Consider the following 17,909-nt stretch of genomic DNA (forward strand, 5'->3'; position numbering starts at 1 on the left):
ACTAAGTGCCATACCAATTTATTTAATTGAATGAATAAATATGTTTATTATTACTCTTTATTTTTATTTAGAGAATTTTTGTTGTAAGTCTTCATCGAAAACAAAGATCGACATACCAAAATCTCTGTCAATATCAATATCTACAAACAAATCAACGAATTTACAGTTTAAAAACTCTTCCATTTCAATAGGAGGGTTTTTCTTGTAAATTTGTTTAACCATTTCAGTTCTTGCAGATCGTAACGCTTGCTTTCCTTCATCAGCACTGGCAATGAATTTTTCAACAGGTGATAAATTCCCCTCCATCTCACAAATAGCCCAGTTTTTACAAAAGGTTGTTGTGATTTTACTCGGACCTTTTCCCATATGCTTTTTTCGGAAAGAACGAACGATATTACTAAACTCTGCTTCATACTTATTCATAATATCCTCCTACCTGTAGACAGGTTTTAGCATGAGGTATTTTACCACACCTCAGTGCATTGTGGAAGTATTATTTATCCAGCTATTTTTGATCCTGACACTTGTTGTTGACGTAACTTATTAATATCACGACGAATAACAATAGAAACGATTAATGCAACTACAAACATTCCCGAGAAGAAAGTTAAGCTAGTTGCATAGCTTCCAGTTGTATCTTTCATCCACGCTGCAAACATTGGACCAGCTAATCCAGCAGCAGCCCATGCAGTAAGAATGTATCCATGAATTGCACCCAATTGTTTTGTACCGAATAAATCGCCAATATAAGCAGGAATTGCTGCAAATCCTCCACCATAACAAGTGTATACCACTGCTAACATAACTTGGAATAAAAATGCTTCTGTAGTATGTGGTAAAACGGCAAATAATACAATTTGTAAGACGAAGAAAGTTGTATACGTATTTGGTCGACCAATAAAATCTGAAATTGACGCCCAACCGATACGTCCTAATCCATTAAATATTCCCAGGATACCAACTAATGCTGCAGCTTGTGCTGTTGTTAGACCAATACTTTCTTCAGCTAATGGTTTTGCAGCAGAAAGAATGGCAATACCACATGTTACGTTGATGAATAACATAATCCATAGATAATAAAATCTTGATGTTTTAACTGCTTCATTTGCCGTTAATTGTGATAAATCTTCTTTGATTCTAGATTTTCCAGATTGTCCTTTTTCATTAAACCCTTTAGGAGCCCAACCAACTGGTGGTTTCTCTAAATATAATGAAGATAATGTCATAATAACTAAATAAGAAATACCTAAAATAAAGAATGTGTTTGCTGTACCAACCGAATTAATTAGTGACTCCATAACTGGACTTGCAATGGCAGCAGCAAATCCGAATCCCATAATAGCCAGTCCAGTTGCAAGGCCACGACGGTCCGGGAACCATTTTACTAACGTTGAAACAGGTGCAATATATCCAACTCCAAGTCCAATTCCTCCAAGAACACCATATGTAACATAGAGGAAAGGTAATGATCCTAGATTAACCGCTAAACCGGAACCGATTATCCCAGCACCAAAGAATCCAGCTGCAAGTAAACCAGCAGCTCTTGGACCGTATTTTTCAACAAAGTGTCCTAAAAACGCTGCGGACAATCCAAGAAATAAAATAGCAATACTAAAAGTTAATTGTACTTGTTGAGCTGTCCATCCAAACTCTTCCATTAATGGATTGGTGAAATTACTCCATGCATACACTGATCCAATTGAGATATGGATCCCTACTGCAGATGCAGCAATCAGCCAACGATTTTTTGTCTTTTTCATGTGGTCATCCCCTTAGGTAAGCATTAAAAATTTTCTACGATGTAAAATCAAATCTTAACAAAATAAATAGAATAATATCTTGTTAAACAAAGAAAACCGCCAATCCCATTAAAATATGACAAATAAATGCCTATCTTAAAGGTGATTGACGGTTAGTTTCAAGCAGGAATCGCTACTATCGGACCAACAGTTAATCGCTTTCAAATTCGCAACAAGTTGAGTCGATGACAGGATCGCTATCTCGGAAGCAATTTGTTACAAAATCATGAACTTTGTAACGAAATATTACCATGTTCTATTTTAATGCGCAAGAATAATTTTTTACTTTTAGCTATCCTAACTTTTCACTAGGAAATCTTTAATACTTGTTTAAAAAATCAAACTATGTTTATATTTTAGTAATCTTAGAATTCGGGTGTGAGATGATATGGATATGAAAATGAGTATAAATCAACAAATAATAAAATATACAAACGGAAAATTAGTAGAAACAACCGATGATATTGTAACTGAATTTCCCCTAACAATTTTTGTGAATAATGAAGAATTTGCTACAATGGTATGTACACCCACTCATTTTGAAGAAATGGTCATTGGCTTTTTAGCGTCAGAAGGTGTCATTCGTTTCTATAATGAAGTCGAGTCAATTTCAATTGATGAAAATGCAGGATATGCCTACGTGAGCTTACATTCAGAAGTCACTACGAGTCATCAACACTATTCGAAACGTTTTATTGGGTCTTGCTGTGGTAAAAGCAGACAATTTTATTTTCAAAATGATGTAAAAACATCAAAAACCTCTACAAGCAAACAAACACTTACACCTGACCAATGTATTTCACTTATGAAAGCTATGCAGGAAAGCAGTGTTGTTTTTCAAGAAACTGGTGGTGTTCACAATGCTGCACTGTGTACACCAGAGGAAATGCTTGTAAGCCGAACAGATATTGGGCGTCATAACGCTTTAGATAAATTATACGGATATAGTATTTTGAATCAGATTTCTGTGCGAGATAAAATTATTGTTTTTAGCGGAAGAATTTCATCCGAGGTTTTAGTAAAGGCATCAAAAATTGGTGTTGGTATTGTTCTATCAAAATCTGCTCCAACTGATCTCGCTATTAAATTAGCAAATGATCTAAATATAACGGCTGTTGGTTTTATTAGAGGAAATTCCTTTAATGTTTATTCCCATCCGGAACGAATTATTAACGAAAAATAGAGGGAGGAATCGTATTGAAGAATAACAAATCTGTTTATGATTATTTTGATCGTCCTCTTCGAGATTTGCGAATTTCTGTAACAGATAAATGTAATTTTCGTTGTACGTATTGTATGCCCGCGGAAATATTTGGTCCAGACTATCCTTTTTTAAAAAGAAATGAACTTTTATCTTATGAAGAAATTGAGCGATTAACTAAAGTTTTTGTTCAATCACTAGGTGTTAAAAAAATTCGAATTACGGGTGGAGAGCCGTTAATGAGAAAAGATTTGGCTTTTCTTATTGATCGCATTCATTCTATTAACGGTGTGGAAGATATAGCGATGACCACGAACGGATACTTTTTACCTAAATACGCCAAAGAGCTTAAATCAGCAGGCTTACAACGTGTATCCATTAGTCTTGACTCCCTAAATGATGATGTGTTCGGTAAAATCAATGGACGAGGTGTACCTGTAAAAGCTGTTTTAGACGGCATAGATGCTGCTTCCGAAGCAGGGTTAAAAGTTAAAATCAACATGGTTGTCAAACGTGGAATGAATGAACATGAAATTATTCCTATGGCAAAGTATTTTCGTGAAAAAGGTCATATTTTACGTTTTATTGAATTTATGGATGTTGGTAATACAAATAAGTGGAACTTACAAGATGTTTATCCAAAAAAACAAATTGTAGAGGATATTCATAAGGAAATGCCTTTAGAACCAGTGGATCCAAACTATAAAGGTGAAGTAGCAAGCCGTTACCGTTACGTAGGTTCACAAGATGAAATCGGGGTTATATCATCAGTTTCGGATGCATTCTGCTCAACATGTAATCGTGCTCGTCTGTCAGCAAGTGGTTCTCTTTATACATGTTTGTTTGCTTCAAAAGGTCATGATTTACGCGATGTAATTAGATCAGAGAAAACGGATGAAGAGCTTGCCAATCATGTAGCATCTCTTTGGAGTGGACGAAAAGATCAATACTCTGTTGAACGAAGTGAACGATCGACTAAGCGTGAAAAAATTGAGATGTCTCATATTGGAGGATAAACTAGATGAGTTCATGTAAAATTGATCATACAATTGATGATGTTACTAAAAAGCTAAACGAACAAACTCCTTATATGGATACTAGTATAGTTGAAAAGTGTTCCAATTTCTTGTCTACTTCAGTTTCTCAAGCTGATCTAAACGAACTGTTTCACTTATTAAAAAAATATGACTTAGCATCTGAAGAGGAAAAGAAAACTCGGATGAATAAAATCGAAAAATTAGTGCAGTGATTGTTATATAGATATAATAAAAAGGATGGTGTGAACCATCCTTTTTGTGTTCGACAAAATTCGGGAAGTGACAGGCACCCCTCAATGCAGCAACTGCTCAATATCTTCCCAAGCAGGGAGTGATTTATTCAGTGGTTTATCATTGCGGTAGCCAAGTACATATTCAGCTTGCATAATAGTATGGATTTCTCTTGTTCCTTCGTATATAACTGGTGCTTTTGAATTTCGTAGGTGTCTTTCAACTGGGTATTCATCTGAGTAACCGTAGGCTCCATGAATTTGGACAGCATCGTTTGCTGCTTCGTTAGCAAAATCACAAGCCTGCCACTTGGCCAGCGATGTTTCACGGGTGTTTCGTTTTCCTTCATTCTTTAGACAGCCTGCACGATAAACGAGCAAACGAGACATTTGTAAACCTGCTTCCATTTTAGCAAGCATTTGTTGAACAAGCTGGTGTTTACCGATTTCTTTTCCAAACGTGCTCCGCTCATGACAATACTTAACACTTGCTTCAAGACAGGCTGAAATAATTCCACATGCCCCTGCTGCAACAGTAAACCTTCCATTATCTAATGCAGACATGGCAATTTTAAAGCCCTCCCCTTCTTCTCCTAGCAAGTTCTCTTTTGGAACTTTTACATTGTCAAAAAATAGTTCACCTGTATTTCCAGCCCGGATGCCCAGCTTACCTTTAATGGCTTTTGATGAAAAACCAGGCATTGTTCGCTCAACAATAAAAGCAGAAATTCCGTGATGTTTTTTACTTGTATCTGTATAGGCAAACACGAGGAAATAGTCAGCCACATCACATAATGAAATCCATGTCTTCTGACCGTTCAGTATGTAGTAATCACCTTGTTTGACAGCTGACGTTTTCATTGAAGCTACATCAGATCCAGCATTAGGCTCCGTTAAACCAAACGCCCCAATTTTCTCACCTTTTGCTTGAGGAGTAAGATATTTTTGCTTTTGCCATTCATTTCCCCATTGCAAAAGCGTCATGCTATTAAGACCCGTATGAACCGAAACTGCTGTACGAAATGCTGTGTCACCTCTTTCTAGCTCTTCACAAACAATTGCCAATGCATTATAATCCATACCACTTCCACCATATTCCTCAGGGATACAAACGCCCATTAAATTCAAATCAGCAAGTCGATTCAAAATACTTGTTTCAAAATGACCTTTCCGATCCCATTCAGTCATATTTGGTGATATTTCCTTATCAACAAATGATCTTACAAGTTTTTTCACCATTTCTTGTTCCTGAGATAGATTAAAGTTCAACATGTTTTATCCTCCTAAAACGTTAGATTTAAAGCGTTTTCATATATTTATCCTATTCTATTAAATTCGTGTAAAGTCCTTTTTAAATAAAAAAAAAGATTCAGCTAATAAAGTTTGCTGAATCTTTTAATTCTATTTTTAATGAGCTGGAAGGTGGTTTTGCTCGTGATGATTTTTTTTAGTATGGCGATTGTTGTTGATCATTTTTCTAATATAAGGGATTAAGAACCTATCTGCTCCGTAGAAATATCCTGCTGTGCCAGCGACCATTAATAGAATGGCTGCTGTGTAGAGTACCGGGTTTGTGCTAACTGTTCCTGCTAGTAAAAAATTTAGGTTCATGAATGCTCCAGCAAGTAAGGCTGGAATTGTCGCAGCTCCTAAAATTAATCCGATACCGACCAATACTTCTCCCCAAGGTATTAAGATGTTAAACACGTTCACATTCGGTAGAGCAAATGTTTCAAGGAATGTTGCGTACCAGCCTTGGACTGCTGGATGATCTCCTGTTGCTTTCGCAATCGCTCCTTGTATAAAACCAGTTGCATCAAATCCATCTGCTACTTTATGAATTCCAGCTTCAAGCCATTGTATGCCTAACCAAATTCGTAACACTGTCCATATAATTGCCATTTTAGGTCCTCTTAACATATTCATGGTTTAGCATCTCCTTATTTGTGAAGTTTTTCACATAATTTATTAAAAAATTTAAGGCAGCTAGCTTCCTAGTAGAAAGTTTGTGAAGTTCTTCACTTTCTTTCTACACCTTTACTATACTCCCATTTCCTCTTACCTTCAATACACTTCACATAGTGTTCGAAAAGTATCTGAAATTTCTTATAATGTGATTTTCATCACAGAAATCTCGATTTCCTTCTATTTTTTTAATTGACATTTACTTTTTTAAATACTATAATTTATCTCGAAGTTATAAATCTTTAAACTGAGATATTTTAATTTAAAATATATAATTATTGGAGGAGAAAAAAATGACAAAATCAAAATGGAATCTTGACCCAACACACAGTGGAGTGGACTTCTCTGTTAAACACATGATGTTTGCAACAGTTAAAGGTGGTTTCCAAAGCTTTAATGCAGAAATCGAGGCTGATCCAACAGACTTAACAACTGCTGATATTGCTTTTTCAGTAGATTTAGCAAGTGTTGACACTCGTAACGAAGACCGAGATAACCACTTACGCTCTGCAGACTTTTTTGATGTTGAAAATCACCCAACTTTGACTTTTAAAGCTACAAACATTGAAAAAACTGATGAAAACGAGTATAACGTGACTGGAGACTTAGCTTTACACGGTGTAACAAAATCCGAAACATTCGTCGTTTCTTTTGAAGGAACTGGTGTTGATCCATGGGGTAATGAAAAAGCTGGCTTTGCTGTAGAGGGAAAATTAAAGCGTAGTGATTATGGTCTAACTTGGAATGCACCATTAGAAGCTGGTGGAGTTTTAGTAGGAGATCAAATTAAAGTTTCTCTTCAACTTCAAGCTGCAAAAGCTTAATTATAAAAAGGGGCGAGTCGGACTCGCCCCCTATTTTATATTCTTTCCGTAGAAAATTTCATCCATTTCCTTCGTCAATTTATCTGTAATTTGTTCTTGTTCTTCTATGCTTAATTTATCTTTAGTGTATCCAAATAAATAGTTGTTCAAATCAAATTTCTTCAGCTTACATTTTGTATGAAATATATTTTCTTGATAAATATTTACATCAATCATGTCAAAATCTTCTTGTACTTCATCAGGAATATAATTTTGAATGGAACTGATATCATGATCAATAAATAATTTATCTCCATTGATGTCTCTTGTAAATCCTCTAACTCGATAATCCATTGTCATAATATCTGTATCAAAAGAATGAATGAGGTAATTTAATGCTTTAAGAGGTGAAATTTCTCCACAAGTTGAAACATCAATATCTGCACGAAATGTGCTTATTCCCTCATTTGGATGATATTCAGGATATGTATGCACCGTAATATGACTTTTATCCAGTCCCATAGTAACTGCTTCGGGGAGTGGACCTGGAGATTCATCATAGGATTCTGTCGGAACCTCAACAACAGGACCTTCCGAAACAAGAATGGTTACACTTGATCCTTGTGGCACATAGTCTTGCTTAGCAATATTTAATACGTGAGCACCGATTATATCCGTGACATTTTTCAAAATTTTTGTTAAGCGATCTGCATTGTATTGTTCATCAATATACTCAATATATGCCTCTCTCTCTTCCCTCGTCTTTGTATAACACACATCATACATATTAAAGCTTAGTGATTTTGTTAAATTATTAAAACCATGTAATTGGATTCTTTGTTCTGGAGTAAGGACCATTACTTCTTCCCCCTTATATTTATGATAGTTCCGATACAAGCTTACATAGTTATATTACCCATTTTTTGAGAAGGCAATCATAATTCTCGAGCTTAAGAAAAATCACTACGCGAAAAAGACAGCAACCCATGGGGACTGCTGTCTTTTTATAAATATGGATCATAGATTATTTAAGGCGTCAGATATGGTGTCTTCGCCTGACACAATATCAAAAGATTTGTGATAGGTATTTGGATTTTCAAGTGCTTCAATTACTGTTGCTGCTACATCTTCTCGTGGAATTGTTGCTCTTGGCACTTTATCACCTGCTGTGATTTTTCCAGTTCCCTTTTCATTAAGTAAACCGCCCGGGCGAATAATTGTATAATTTAAGTTTGATTGAACTAGCATTTTATCAGCATAGTGTTTAGCTACATAATATGGTTTAAGATTTTCGTTCCAATTTTCCCGATTGTTTGCTTGAAGAGCACTAACCATAATAAATCGCTCAATACCTGCTTTTTCAGCAGCCTCCATCGTTTTTACTGCTCCATCAAGATCAATTAGGAGTGTTTTATCAGATCCTGTGCTTCCTCCGGATCCAGCAGTAAATACGATTGCATCACAGCCACTTAATGCTTTTTGAAGTTCTTCAACTGTTCCTTCTAAATTAGCATAAACTGTTTCTATTCCTTTATTTTCAAACTCCTTCTGTTGCTCTTCCTTCCTTACCATTGCAAGTACAGTGTGGTTTTCATTTTCATTTAAACGTTCTGTGAGTTGTTTCCCTATTTGTCCATTTGCTCCAACGACAAATACTTTCATTGTTTTATCCCCTCCTCTTATTGTTCCTATTCATTATTTCAGAGAAAAAACAAAAGTTCAAAAGGTTTGCTCTACAATGTAGATTGAGCAATTACGGATAAAATTTTTTCTTCAAGTAATTTTCCTTGCTCTTCATCTTTTAAGTGATTCATCAGAATGGAAAAAATAAGTTTATTTCCGTCAGACAATGTTAAATAACCCGATATAGAACTTACATTAGTAAGGGTACCGGTTTTCGCAATGACATTTTCTTTGAGAGGCTTTTCGGTCATTCGATTACGCAGTGTACCACCTATATTCTTTTCTTTTATTCCTGCAACTGGTAAAGAGTGATAGAAAAAAGGAAACCATTCCTGTGATTGAGATTTATATAAAAGATCTGTAACTGAGTTTGCCTGAATAGCGTTAACATGAGAAATACCCGAACCGTCTCTTAAAATCATTTTTTCACCATCTATACCTAGTGATGTTAATGTTTGTTCTACAACTTCTAAACCTGCTTCCCAGCTTCCATCTTGCTTATACACCTTCCCCATTTCTTTGACAAGCATTTCCGCATGTGTATTGTTACTATTTTTCATAAAAGGAACAAGTATTTCTTTTAAAGGAATTGATTGATGTGAAAGAAGCATTTTCGAATGTTCTGGTTTTACCCCTTTACGTTCCTTACCTTTCACCTTAATTCCGTGTTGTTTTAATGTTTTTTTTAGGACTGAAAGTGAATAGCTTGTTGGATCCCATATTGCCACCCACTCTTTTACTGGGGATGCTTTAAGTGAAATGGTTCCTTTAATAATGACCTCATTTTTACCATGAGTACGAGAGATTGACAGTTCACCTTCTTCATCTGTGGAAACCGTTTTGGTTTTGTTTATAAGCGTAACAAAATCAGTGCTAGGAAAAACTGAAATCTCTGCCTTTTGATTTTTTTGACCTGGAGATACCTCAATGATAACCGTTCCGGCATCAAAATCATGATCAGGAGAAACCGTTAACGCTGAAATTTGCGCACCATAATAAGCTGTTTCATCACTCCAAGGAAGATCCACTGAATACCGCACATCATCATACCAACTATCATCAGCAATTATATCTCCTGTAATAGATTGTATTCCCTGCTTTTTAAGAGTCTTAGCCATGCTTTCAATATCTTTTACACGGAGTGTGGGATCACCATGTCCAACAAAATAAACATTTCCCTTTATTTCATTACGTCTAACCTTTCCATCTGTAAATAACCCCGTTTGATAAGAATAATCCGGCCCTAAGGAAGCTAAGGCTGCTGCTGCAGGGAATAATTTTAAATTGGACGCTGGAGTTAACGATACATCGCCATTATACGAATACAATACCTGACCATTAGAGGCTGAACGAATACTAACACCTGCAATAGCACCTTCTAAGATAGGATCTTTAGTTATTAAGGTATGTAAGGAAGAAAATACATCCACTTGTTTTGCTTGTGTAAGCGATGGGGCTTGAAAAGTGCTTATCATTGTAAAGGACAAGATCATCATACAGAGAGTTAATTTTGCCATAAAAGATACTCCTTTCAACCTTCTATCTTTAAGGTCTTCAAGTATCTTCTATTTATCCATATAAAAACAGCTGATCAATACTGACCAGCTGTTTTTGTTTAGTATTTCTTACACTAAATTAAATTCATCAGGATCAGGACCAACACGTTTGTCTTGGTTCAATGAACTAATTTTTTTCATATCATCTTCACTTAATGTGAAATCAAAAATATTTGCATTTTCTTCGATACGATGAGGCTTAATTGATTTAGGGATTGTAACAACCTCATTTTGCAAATCCCATCGTAAGATAATTTGTGCTGTAGACTTATTATATTTTTGAGCAATTTCTACTAGCGTTGGCTCATCTAGTAACTGACCTTGCATTAATGGTGACCATGCTTCTAGCTGAATTTGATGCTCTTTACAAAATTTGTGTAGACTCTCTTGTGTTAATCGTGGATGATATTCAACCTGATTGACCATTGGTTTAACTTCAGCTTGATCGATAAGATCTTGTAAGTGATGTTCCTTAAAGTTACTTACGCCAATTGCACGGATTTTCCCGTCTTTATATAGCTTTTCTAATGCTTTCCAAGTATCAATGTATTTCCCTTGTGCAGGTACAGGCCAATGAATAAGATATAAATCTAGGTAGTCTAGCTGTAACTTTCTTAAGCTTTCTTCAAATGCAGAGATCGTTTCATCATATCCTTGATCTGCATTCCACACCTTTGAAGTGATGAACAATTCTTCACGTGACACGCCACATTCTGCAATTGCCTTACCAACACCTTCTTCATTCCCATAAACAGCAGCTGTATCAATACTTCTATAACCGGTTTTAATTGCCGCTAAAACAGAATTCACTACCTCTGATCCTTCTTCCACCTTAAAGACGCCTAAGCCAAACCAAGGCATTTTAACACCATTATGTAATGTTGTAGTACTTTGTAGACTTTCCATTATTTCAGCGCCTTCCATTTCACCTTATTATTTTCCTATAGCATCTTAAAAATGAAAAGAAATTTGCTTACGTTTACAAAACTTTAGCATAAGGAGGTATTAGAAAAACTTGGCTTATCGCCAAGTCCTATTGCCGAAAGCCTTAGTTCTCCTTATACTATCATCTACAAAAATTTATACTTTCTGATCGGATAAAAAAGCCCATTATCTTTTTTGTAAGATAAATGGGCTCTTTTTCTTAATTAATTAGTATCCGTAACCTACGTAAGAAGCTCCAATGATAATTAAAAGAATAAACAATACAACGATTAGAGCAAAGCCAGCTCCATAACCGTATCCACCTGTAGCGCCCATGATGTCACCTCCAAATCCATTTGTTTTACTATATGTAAAGGACACTAACTTCGTTATAGGTAAAAGACCAGTTCTAAAAATCTATTTTTTGTCACAATGTATTAGGATTATAAATGAAAAATTGTTACGATAGTAGAAAGTAATAGTTTGAGGTGATTTTGATGTGTGGACGGTTTTCACTTGCAACAGATCAAACTGCAATCGAAGATCAGTTTCAACTAATTATTAATGAAGAACTTACATACAGATATAACATTGCCCCATCTCAGGACGTTTTTGTTATAGGATCAAATGGTCATGATCGTGTAGCTACTAGCATGCGATGGGGATTAATTCCACCTTGGTCAAAAGATGTAAAAATCGGACATAAAATGATCAATGCACGTTCTGAATCAATTGAACAAAAAGTTAGCTTTAAATACCCGTTCAGACAGAAAAGATGCTTAATTGTAAGTGATGGTTTTTATGAATGGAAAAAAACAGAGAGTGGTAAACAACCCTATCGATTTGTGATGAAGGATAGACGCCCTTTTGCTTTTGCAGGTTTATGGGAATGTTGGGATAAAGGCACCGAACCATTGTTTACCTGTACAATTTTAACAACTTCGGCAAATGAGGTAACAAAAGATGTTCACGACCGAATGCCTGTAATTTTACCACCACATACATATGATACATGGTTAGACCGGAAAGAAGATAACATTGAACACCTAAAATCATTGTTAGTACCCTATGATGCTCAACTTATGGATTTATACCCAGTTTCAACTCTTGTAAATTCTCCTAAAAATGATCAAAAAGAATGTTTAGAGCCCCTTAATAGTCAATAAAAAGATCAAACCTTCTTCAAAAGGTTTGATCTTTTATTTTTACTTATAATTTTGTTCATACCACGTTTTAGCTTCCATTATCTCTTCTCTTGTTAGCTGGTGTCCTGCTTGTCCCCAGTGTTCTGTTACATGTGCGTTAGCGTTTCTTAATACTTCCGCAAGTTCTTTTGTTTCTGCTTGAGGAATTAATGGATCATTAACTCCTGCACCTATGAAAACAGGTGTATTAGTTAAATCAGGTACTTCTACCCCTCTTCTCGGTACCATAGCATGAAGTAAAACAGCACCATTTAATGCATGTTTATAATGATACATTAAGCTGGCTGCGATATTCGCTCCATTTGAGTAGCCTATCGCTAAAACACGATTGCGGTCAAATTTGTATTTATCAGCCGCATCTTCAATAAATTGATTCAGTTCCTCTGTGCGGAAAACCAAGTCCTCCTCATCAAAAACACCCTCTGATATACGACGGAAAAAGCGAGGCATTCCATTTTCCAAAACATTTCCTCTTACACCAAGTATGGAAGCAGTAGGAGCGATCATTTCCGCAATCGGAAGTAAATCACGTTCATTGCCTCCAGTGCCATGGAGTAGTAGTAAAGTTGGCTCGTTTTGATCTTTTCCTTCTATAAATATATGTTGCAATTTATCCATCTCCTAAACCCTTTAAGATTCGTTTGTAATTAATGGTTTTAATTTTGCTTCTATTTCATTTCTTTGTGGCTCAAAATACGGTGGTAGTGCAAGGTTTTCTCCAAGATGTTCAAAGTCCTCATCACCTTCAAAGCCTGGTCCGTCGGTTGCAAGCTCAAACAATATCCCATTTGGTTCTCTAAAGTATAAAGAACGGAAATAATATCGTTCTACGAAACCAGAATTTGGTAAATGACTTTCCTTCAACAATTGTACCCACTTGTTTAGCTCTTCTTCATCTTCAACTCGGAAGGCAACATGGTGGACGCTTCCTCGCCCAGGTCTTTCACGACTGCTCTCGTTGTCCTCAATAAGATGAATTTCCGCACCAGTACCGCCTTCACCCGTTTCAAATACACGAACCTTTTTCTGATCAGTTTGTCTAACGTATCCTGCTAATTCTCGAAAGCCCATTAAATCTGTTAAGATATTAGCTGTTCGTTCTGGACGTGAAACAGTAAGCTCTACTGGTCCAAGACCAATAATTCCATTTTCTACAGGAACCGGGCTCTTTTCCCAAGGCTTCCCTCCAGAGACACCACTATTGTTTTCATCCGAAACTAGGACTAAACGTTGACCTTCCTTATCTCTAAATGAAAGACTGGAGCGGCCATTAACAACTTGAATATCATCATGATCTACATGTAAATGCTCAAAACGGTCCTTCCAGTATTGAAGTGCATGATCGTCACTCACTCGTAAGGAAGTGGCAGTGATACTATTTGTACCAGGATAAGTTCGACCAGCACGCGGAATTTCAAAAAAGGTCAAATCTGTCCCTGGATTTCCTCGTTCATCTGCGTAAAATAAATGGTATACAGAGGTATCATCTTGGTTAACTGTTTTTTTAACCAGTCTTAATCCTAATACTTTTGTATAAAAAGTATAATTGTCCAATGCATTAGCTGTAATAGCAGAAACATGATGAATTCCTTTTAAAGGTTTAATCGTCATGGTAGTACTTCCTTTCTAAGTCTAACATAATATCTCGAATTCAAGATAATTATAATAAAAATAACTAAGAACGTCAAATAATCAAGATATATGTAAAAGAGGTTAACGAACAAACGCTAACCTCTTGTTTCTTATTGCTGGATGTATTGTCTATTTTGTTGTTGTTGCTGCTGATAACTTCTGTAACTAGGAATATGACGTTGTTCTGATTGATTGTAAGAATGAATCGTTTGATTTGGACTTTGTTGATAAGAAGTTGTTTGGTTATAACCAACACCACTTGATAGTTCTTGTTGCATTTGGTTGCAAACATTTAAAATTTGTTGACATTGTTGTAATGCTTGGTTATGTCCTTGTAAGCTTTGTTGAATCATTTGAGTTGCTTGTTGTTCTCTTTGTAATAACTGTTGCAACATTTGTACATTTTGTTGTTCTTGTTGAAGCATTTGCTTATATTGTTGGCTACCTTGTTGTGTTTGTTGAATTAATTGTTGAACTACTTGACGACATTCATTGATTTGTTGCATTGCATGTTGTTGTGTATGCATAAATAATCCCTCCATTTTTTAATATGTTTGTTGTTGATTACTATATAGTGCATTTGGTTGATAGCTGTTAATCATTGTTTTTGTTGTTGTTTGGTCAAATGTTGGTACTTGGTAATAACCTCTTTGGTTCATGTAATTCCATGTTTCATATGCTTGATCTGCACAATTTTTTGACCCTTGAATCATCAATTCTCTTAGTTGAGAATCTGTAAATTCTAATGCAGCATGCATTTTCGTTACTGCAGAAGCTTTGTGAGTTCCAAGCATAGCAGACGATATATCTTTATCGTTTAATTGATTGATCGATGCGTTAGGTGATTCAGGTACACTATTTCTGTTCATACCGTAAGTTGGAGTTGCACTAATGTTTGATTTTACAGTCGGAAGTGATCCAACATTTGCTTTTTGTTGAAGCGCATTTACAACAGCATTGTATTCATTCGTCATGAAAGAAAGCTGATTTTGTAAAATGTTCTGTAAGTTTTGATCTTGACAATGTGGTTGTAAAAGCTGAAATTGATTAATTCCATTAACCATACAGCTTAATACTTCATGACATTCCATTAACTCATGAGCACCAATATTTACTGAATTCATTTGGCTTTGCAAGGTGTAATCCTCCTTAAATACATTTTTTGAAGCCAAATTTAAACTACCACTATTGAGCGTAAATTATTCAACTAATTAGTAAAGGAATAATAGTTTGAACATAAAAAAATCCAGATTTTCATCTGGATTTTCAAGAAAACTTGTATATAAAATGTCCGTTCGGTTTTAGTTGAATGATTATTTTACCTTGGTTTTCAATTCTGCTCGTTAAATAAAAGTACAGCCCGTTCCACTCTAAAGACCAACCTTTAGGAGCACTTGCACGCAAATGCATTAATTGCATTTTGTAGATATCATATTTAAACGAAAAAGAAAATTGACCTTCAACGACTGCATACCATAACTCTTTTAAATAATTTATCGCTTCAGCTGATTGCTGTGAACTAATGATTTCGTTTACTGTTCTATACTGCACTATATTCCCCTCACTCTCTATCTACAAGATTAGATGAATAAGAGAGAAAAAACTATGCTAAAATGTTTCCATTGTTTTATTTAATTCATTAAGAAACATGACTATTTTCAATAGATTCTTCTTGGTCACGATCCATTTCCTTAATAGGTGATTTTTTATAACGTCCGATTATCGTACTCGCGATAAAAATACAAAAGATTGAGAGAATAGCTCTTTCCCAACCAACTAAAGCTAGTGCAAATAAGATAATAACAGAGTCACATACAAAAAGAACTAAACCTCTATTTAACCCGAATTTTTTATCAATATATAAGCCAAGTATATGAATTCCACCTAGTGAAGATCCGTTATTCAATACAAATGTCACACCAATGCCAATTAAAAGACCAGCAATAATAGCAGCAATAATCGTATTTATCTCAAAGACAGGAATAATGATGTCAAACCATTCGCGAATTAGAGAAATCCCAGTAATTGATAATAAGCTTGAAATGGTAAACCACTTACCAAGTTCTTGAATAGAGATGATGAAGAAGGGCAGATTCACAATAAAAAACAGTGAACCCCAAGAGAAGGTTGTAAGATATGATAAAATAGTTGCAATTCCGGCAGTTCCGCCAAAGGTTAAATTATTATCTGATAATAATTTAATTCCTAACGAGGTTAAAACTAGACCAACTAAAACAAGAATCAGCTTTTTCGTTATATTCATAAATATCCCCCGATCATTGTTATCCAATAATAACTTATCGCAAAGGATTGACAAGGTCAATGGCTTGAAAAGTATTCCGAATCTTACGTTTTTTCCGAACAAAAAAAGATCTTTTTTCTCGGGTATAAAAATGCACCTCCCAAGAAAAAAGATCTATTAAATGATTAAAACATTGGGACAGGAGGGTCTATTGCTAGAACAGGTTGTCCATTTATTGTTAGCCAAATATAATAATGATCAATTTCCATATCTAAGCGATTTTCTATTTTTTGAATGATATCTTCTTGTACTTGAAAGCTTATCGAAGCTGTTTTATCACCTAAAGGTATATTTTTCATACCAAATAGATCAGCAATATATCTGGCATCCTCATATGAAACTTCAACATACTGATCATATTCTGATAAGTATGCAGCTTGAACAGGAGAAAAGGTAAAAATGATGGCTAGAGAGATTGCTGTAAATAAAGTTAACACATATTTCATCTTTATCACCTCCTTTTATAGCTGTAAATGATTATAGCTGTAAATGAGCAAACACATCTACAATTTCAGGATGATAAAGAGTACCTTTGTTTTTCTTTATTTCACGAACTGCTTCTTCCTTTGAACGAGCTTTTTGATATGATCGATCACTAGTAATGGCATCATATGCATCAACCACTGATATAATTGAAGCTTTAATATCAATCTCTTCCTTAGATAATCCATATGGATACCCTTTTCCATCGAAACGCTCATGATGCTGCTCAACAATTTTACCGGCATTTACTAATATCGGCAATTTTGTTTCTTCCAATATCATTCTTCCATAAATTGTGTGCTTCATCATAATTTCCCACTCATCGGCAGTTAGTTTCCCTGGTTTTTGAAGAATGTTCAGTGGTATTCTTACTTTTCCAACATCATGAAAAAAAGAAGCCATGTTCAGTTGTAATAAGTCGTTTGAATTTAAACCTATTTTTTCTCCAACCTTCATAGCCAGGTTTGCAATTCTTGCACAATGATCCCCTGTATATCCATCTTTTTCCTCTATAGAAACGGCAAGATTAGCCAATTGTCTTGATACCTGACTATAGCGATGAAAAATAGGCTGCGACGTAACATAGATAAATTCAGTAGGACCAATAGATTGGAATACATAATGCTTAGTAATTGGCGAACGGTAAAAAGAATCACCGGCTTTATAGGTTTTAAAGCTACCATCATCCATTTGTAGCCTTAATTGACCTACAATTACAAACAAATACTCGAGTGCATGCCAGCCAGCTTCAGGTTCAAGCGCCCATCTTGTATTAGGTTCTAGCTGATGGTGAATAATTTCCGTTTGATCTCCTGATGCAAGCAGTGAAATGGTTAAGCCCTTCATCTGAACCGACTCGATGAAGTCATTTTTATTTGCGAATTCAGTCATAGAAACCTCACCTTAGAATTAATTTAACTAACCTATTATAATGAATATCTTTCAAATAAAATAGATAGTTTTCCTAAGATGAAGATAGTACCAATTTAGGGATTATCTCCTAACAATAGTTTAATTCATGAACGAAAATTTTCAACGTTCATACTTGTTCTACGACTAAAATCGACAAAGGTTCAAAAAACCCAAATG

Annotated in this window: 22 protein-coding genes; 5 read left to right on the top strand and 17 right to left on the bottom strand. The window is 35.3% G+C overall.

Translation table 11 applies throughout. The annotated features are described in order from the left end of the window. Nucleotides 1-63 precede the first annotated feature (63 nt). Both D9842_RS09790 and D9842_RS09795 read right to left on the bottom strand, forming a co-directional pair. On the bottom strand, nt 64-423 hold the full coding sequence (locus D9842_RS09790) for a Na-translocating system protein MpsC family protein (protein ID WP_098794773.1): 360 nt from the start codon (nt 421-423) through the stop codon (nt 64-66). Nucleotides 424-497: 74 nt separating this feature from the next. Beyond that, a complete protein-coding gene (locus D9842_RS09795) occupies nt 498-1,760 on the bottom strand; it encodes an L-lactate MFS transporter (RefSeq protein ID WP_121662369.1) in 1,263 nt (420 codons plus the stop codon). A 427-nt stretch (nt 1,761-2,187) separates the two neighbouring features. Here D9842_RS09795 and fdhD point away from each other — a divergent pair, with 427 nt between their 5' ends. The 3 genes from fdhD to D9842_RS09810 are packed head-to-tail and all read left to right on the top strand — an operon-like array spanning nt 2,188 to nt 4,249. Continuing rightward, complete coding sequence (fdhD, locus tag D9842_RS09800) at nt 2,188-2,982, top strand: formate dehydrogenase accessory sulfurtransferase FdhD (protein ID WP_121662370.1); 795 nt, start codon at nt 2,188-2,190, stop codon at nt 2,980-2,982. Between the two features lie 8 nt (nt 2,983-2,990). Then, complete coding sequence (moaA, locus tag D9842_RS09805) at nt 2,991-4,016, top strand: GTP 3',8-cyclase MoaA (protein ID WP_373995125.1); 1,026 nt, start codon at nt 2,991-2,993, stop codon at nt 4,014-4,016. Nucleotides 4,017-4,021: 5 nt separating this feature from the next. After that, nucleotides 4,022-4,249, top strand: coding sequence for a group-specific protein (locus tag D9842_RS09810; protein ID WP_121662372.1), 228 nt, complete (start codon nt 4,022-4,024; stop codon nt 4,247-4,249). An 81-nt stretch (nt 4,250-4,330) separates the two neighbouring features. Here D9842_RS09810 and D9842_RS09815 read toward each other — a convergent pair whose 3' ends face one another. Beyond that, on the bottom strand, nt 4,331-5,539 hold the full coding sequence (locus D9842_RS09815; protein ID WP_180320424.1) for an acyl-CoA dehydrogenase family protein: 1,209 nt from the start codon (nt 5,537-5,539) through the stop codon (nt 4,331-4,333). A 135-nt stretch (nt 5,540-5,674) separates the two neighbouring features. Then, a complete protein-coding gene (locus D9842_RS09820; RefSeq protein ID WP_121662373.1) occupies nt 5,675-6,193 on the bottom strand; it encodes a DoxX family protein in 519 nt (172 codons plus the stop codon). A 332-nt stretch (nt 6,194-6,525) separates the two neighbouring features. Here D9842_RS09820 and D9842_RS09825 point away from each other — a divergent pair, with 332 nt between their 5' ends. Beyond that, complete coding sequence (locus tag D9842_RS09825) at nt 6,526-7,056, top strand: YceI family protein (RefSeq protein WP_121662374.1); 531 nt, start codon at nt 6,526-6,528, stop codon at nt 7,054-7,056. Between the two features lie 30 nt (nt 7,057-7,086). Here the strand turns inward: D9842_RS09825 and speD are convergent, their stop codons facing one another. From speD to D9842_RS09850, 5 genes are all read right to left on the bottom strand, one after another. Then, entirely contained in the window at nt 7,087-7,893 is an 807-nt protein-coding gene (gene speD, locus D9842_RS09830; RefSeq protein WP_121662375.1) for an adenosylmethionine decarboxylase, read from the bottom strand. Nucleotides 7,894-8,052: 159 nt separating this feature from the next. After that, nucleotides 8,053-8,697 (bottom strand): SDR family oxidoreductase, encoded by a 645-nt coding sequence (locus tag D9842_RS09835; protein WP_121662376.1) that lies wholly within the window; start codon nt 8,695-8,697, stop codon nt 8,053-8,055. A 71-nt stretch (nt 8,698-8,768) separates the two neighbouring features. Continuing rightward, nucleotides 8,769-10,235, bottom strand: coding sequence for a D-alanyl-D-alanine carboxypeptidase/D-alanyl-D-alanine endopeptidase (dacB, locus tag D9842_RS09840; RefSeq protein WP_257536026.1), 1,467 nt, complete (start codon nt 10,233-10,235; stop codon nt 8,769-8,771). Nucleotides 10,236-10,343: 108 nt separating this feature from the next. Beyond that, nucleotides 10,344-11,180, bottom strand: a complete 837-nt coding sequence (locus tag D9842_RS09845; protein ID WP_121665016.1) for an aldo/keto reductase — start codon at nt 11,178-11,180, stop codon at nt 10,344-10,346. A gap of 246 nt (nt 11,181-11,426) precedes the next feature. Further along, nucleotides 11,427-11,534 (bottom strand): YjcZ family sporulation protein, encoded by a 108-nt coding sequence (locus D9842_RS09850; RefSeq protein ID WP_098794764.1) that lies wholly within the window; start codon nt 11,532-11,534, stop codon nt 11,427-11,429. A 161-nt stretch (nt 11,535-11,695) separates the two neighbouring features. Here D9842_RS09850 and D9842_RS09855 point away from each other — a divergent pair, with 161 nt between their 5' ends. Next, nucleotides 11,696-12,364, top strand: coding sequence for an SOS response-associated peptidase (locus D9842_RS09855; RefSeq protein WP_121662377.1), 669 nt, complete (start codon nt 11,696-11,698; stop codon nt 12,362-12,364). 39 nt (nt 12,365-12,403) lie between these two features. Here the strand turns inward: D9842_RS09855 and D9842_RS09860 are convergent, their stop codons facing one another. The 8 genes from D9842_RS09860 to D9842_RS09895 all read right to left on the bottom strand — a co-directional run bounded on the left by D9842_RS09860 (nt 12,404) and on the right by D9842_RS09895 (nt 17,711). Continuing rightward, the gene (locus D9842_RS09860; RefSeq protein WP_121662378.1) at nt 12,404-13,021 is read right to left on the bottom strand and encodes an alpha/beta hydrolase; all 618 of its coding nucleotides are present in this window, start codon (nt 13,019-13,021) and stop codon (nt 12,404-12,406) included. Between the two features lie 12 nt (nt 13,022-13,033). Further along, a complete protein-coding gene (locus D9842_RS09865) occupies nt 13,034-14,014 on the bottom strand; it encodes a ring-cleaving dioxygenase (RefSeq protein ID WP_121662379.1) in 981 nt (326 codons plus the stop codon). 131 nt (nt 14,015-14,145) lie between these two features. Next, a complete protein-coding gene (locus D9842_RS26545; protein WP_121662380.1) occupies nt 14,146-14,562 on the bottom strand; it encodes a hypothetical protein in 417 nt (138 codons plus the stop codon). Between the two features lie 18 nt (nt 14,563-14,580). Further along, the gene (locus tag D9842_RS09875; RefSeq protein WP_212134108.1) at nt 14,581-15,171 is read right to left on the bottom strand and encodes a spore coat protein; all 591 of its coding nucleotides are present in this window, start codon (nt 15,169-15,171) and stop codon (nt 14,581-14,583) included. A gap of 130 nt (nt 15,172-15,301) precedes the next feature. Next, a complete protein-coding gene (locus D9842_RS09880; protein WP_121662381.1) occupies nt 15,302-15,586 on the bottom strand; it encodes a hypothetical protein in 285 nt (94 codons plus the stop codon). 88 nt (nt 15,587-15,674) lie between these two features. Then, complete coding sequence (locus D9842_RS09885) at nt 15,675-16,298, bottom strand: YitT family protein (RefSeq protein WP_121662382.1); 624 nt, start codon at nt 16,296-16,298, stop codon at nt 15,675-15,677. 164 nt (nt 16,299-16,462) lie between these two features. Beyond that, nucleotides 16,463-16,783: an 8-amino-7-oxononanoate synthase gene (locus tag D9842_RS09890; protein WP_121662383.1), complete on the bottom strand. Its 321-nt coding sequence runs from the start codon at nt 16,781-16,783 to the stop codon at nt 16,463-16,465. Between the two features lie 31 nt (nt 16,784-16,814). Further along, nucleotides 16,815-17,711, bottom strand: a complete 897-nt coding sequence (locus D9842_RS09895) for an HD domain-containing phosphohydrolase (RefSeq protein WP_232273345.1) — start codon at nt 17,709-17,711, stop codon at nt 16,815-16,817. Nucleotides 17,712-17,909: the final 198 nt, after the last annotated feature.

The organism is Metabacillus litoralis (genome assembly GCF_003667825.1).
In the GTDB taxonomy this organism is placed as follows: Bacteria; Bacillota; Bacilli; order Bacillales; family Bacillaceae; genus Metabacillus; species Metabacillus litoralis_B.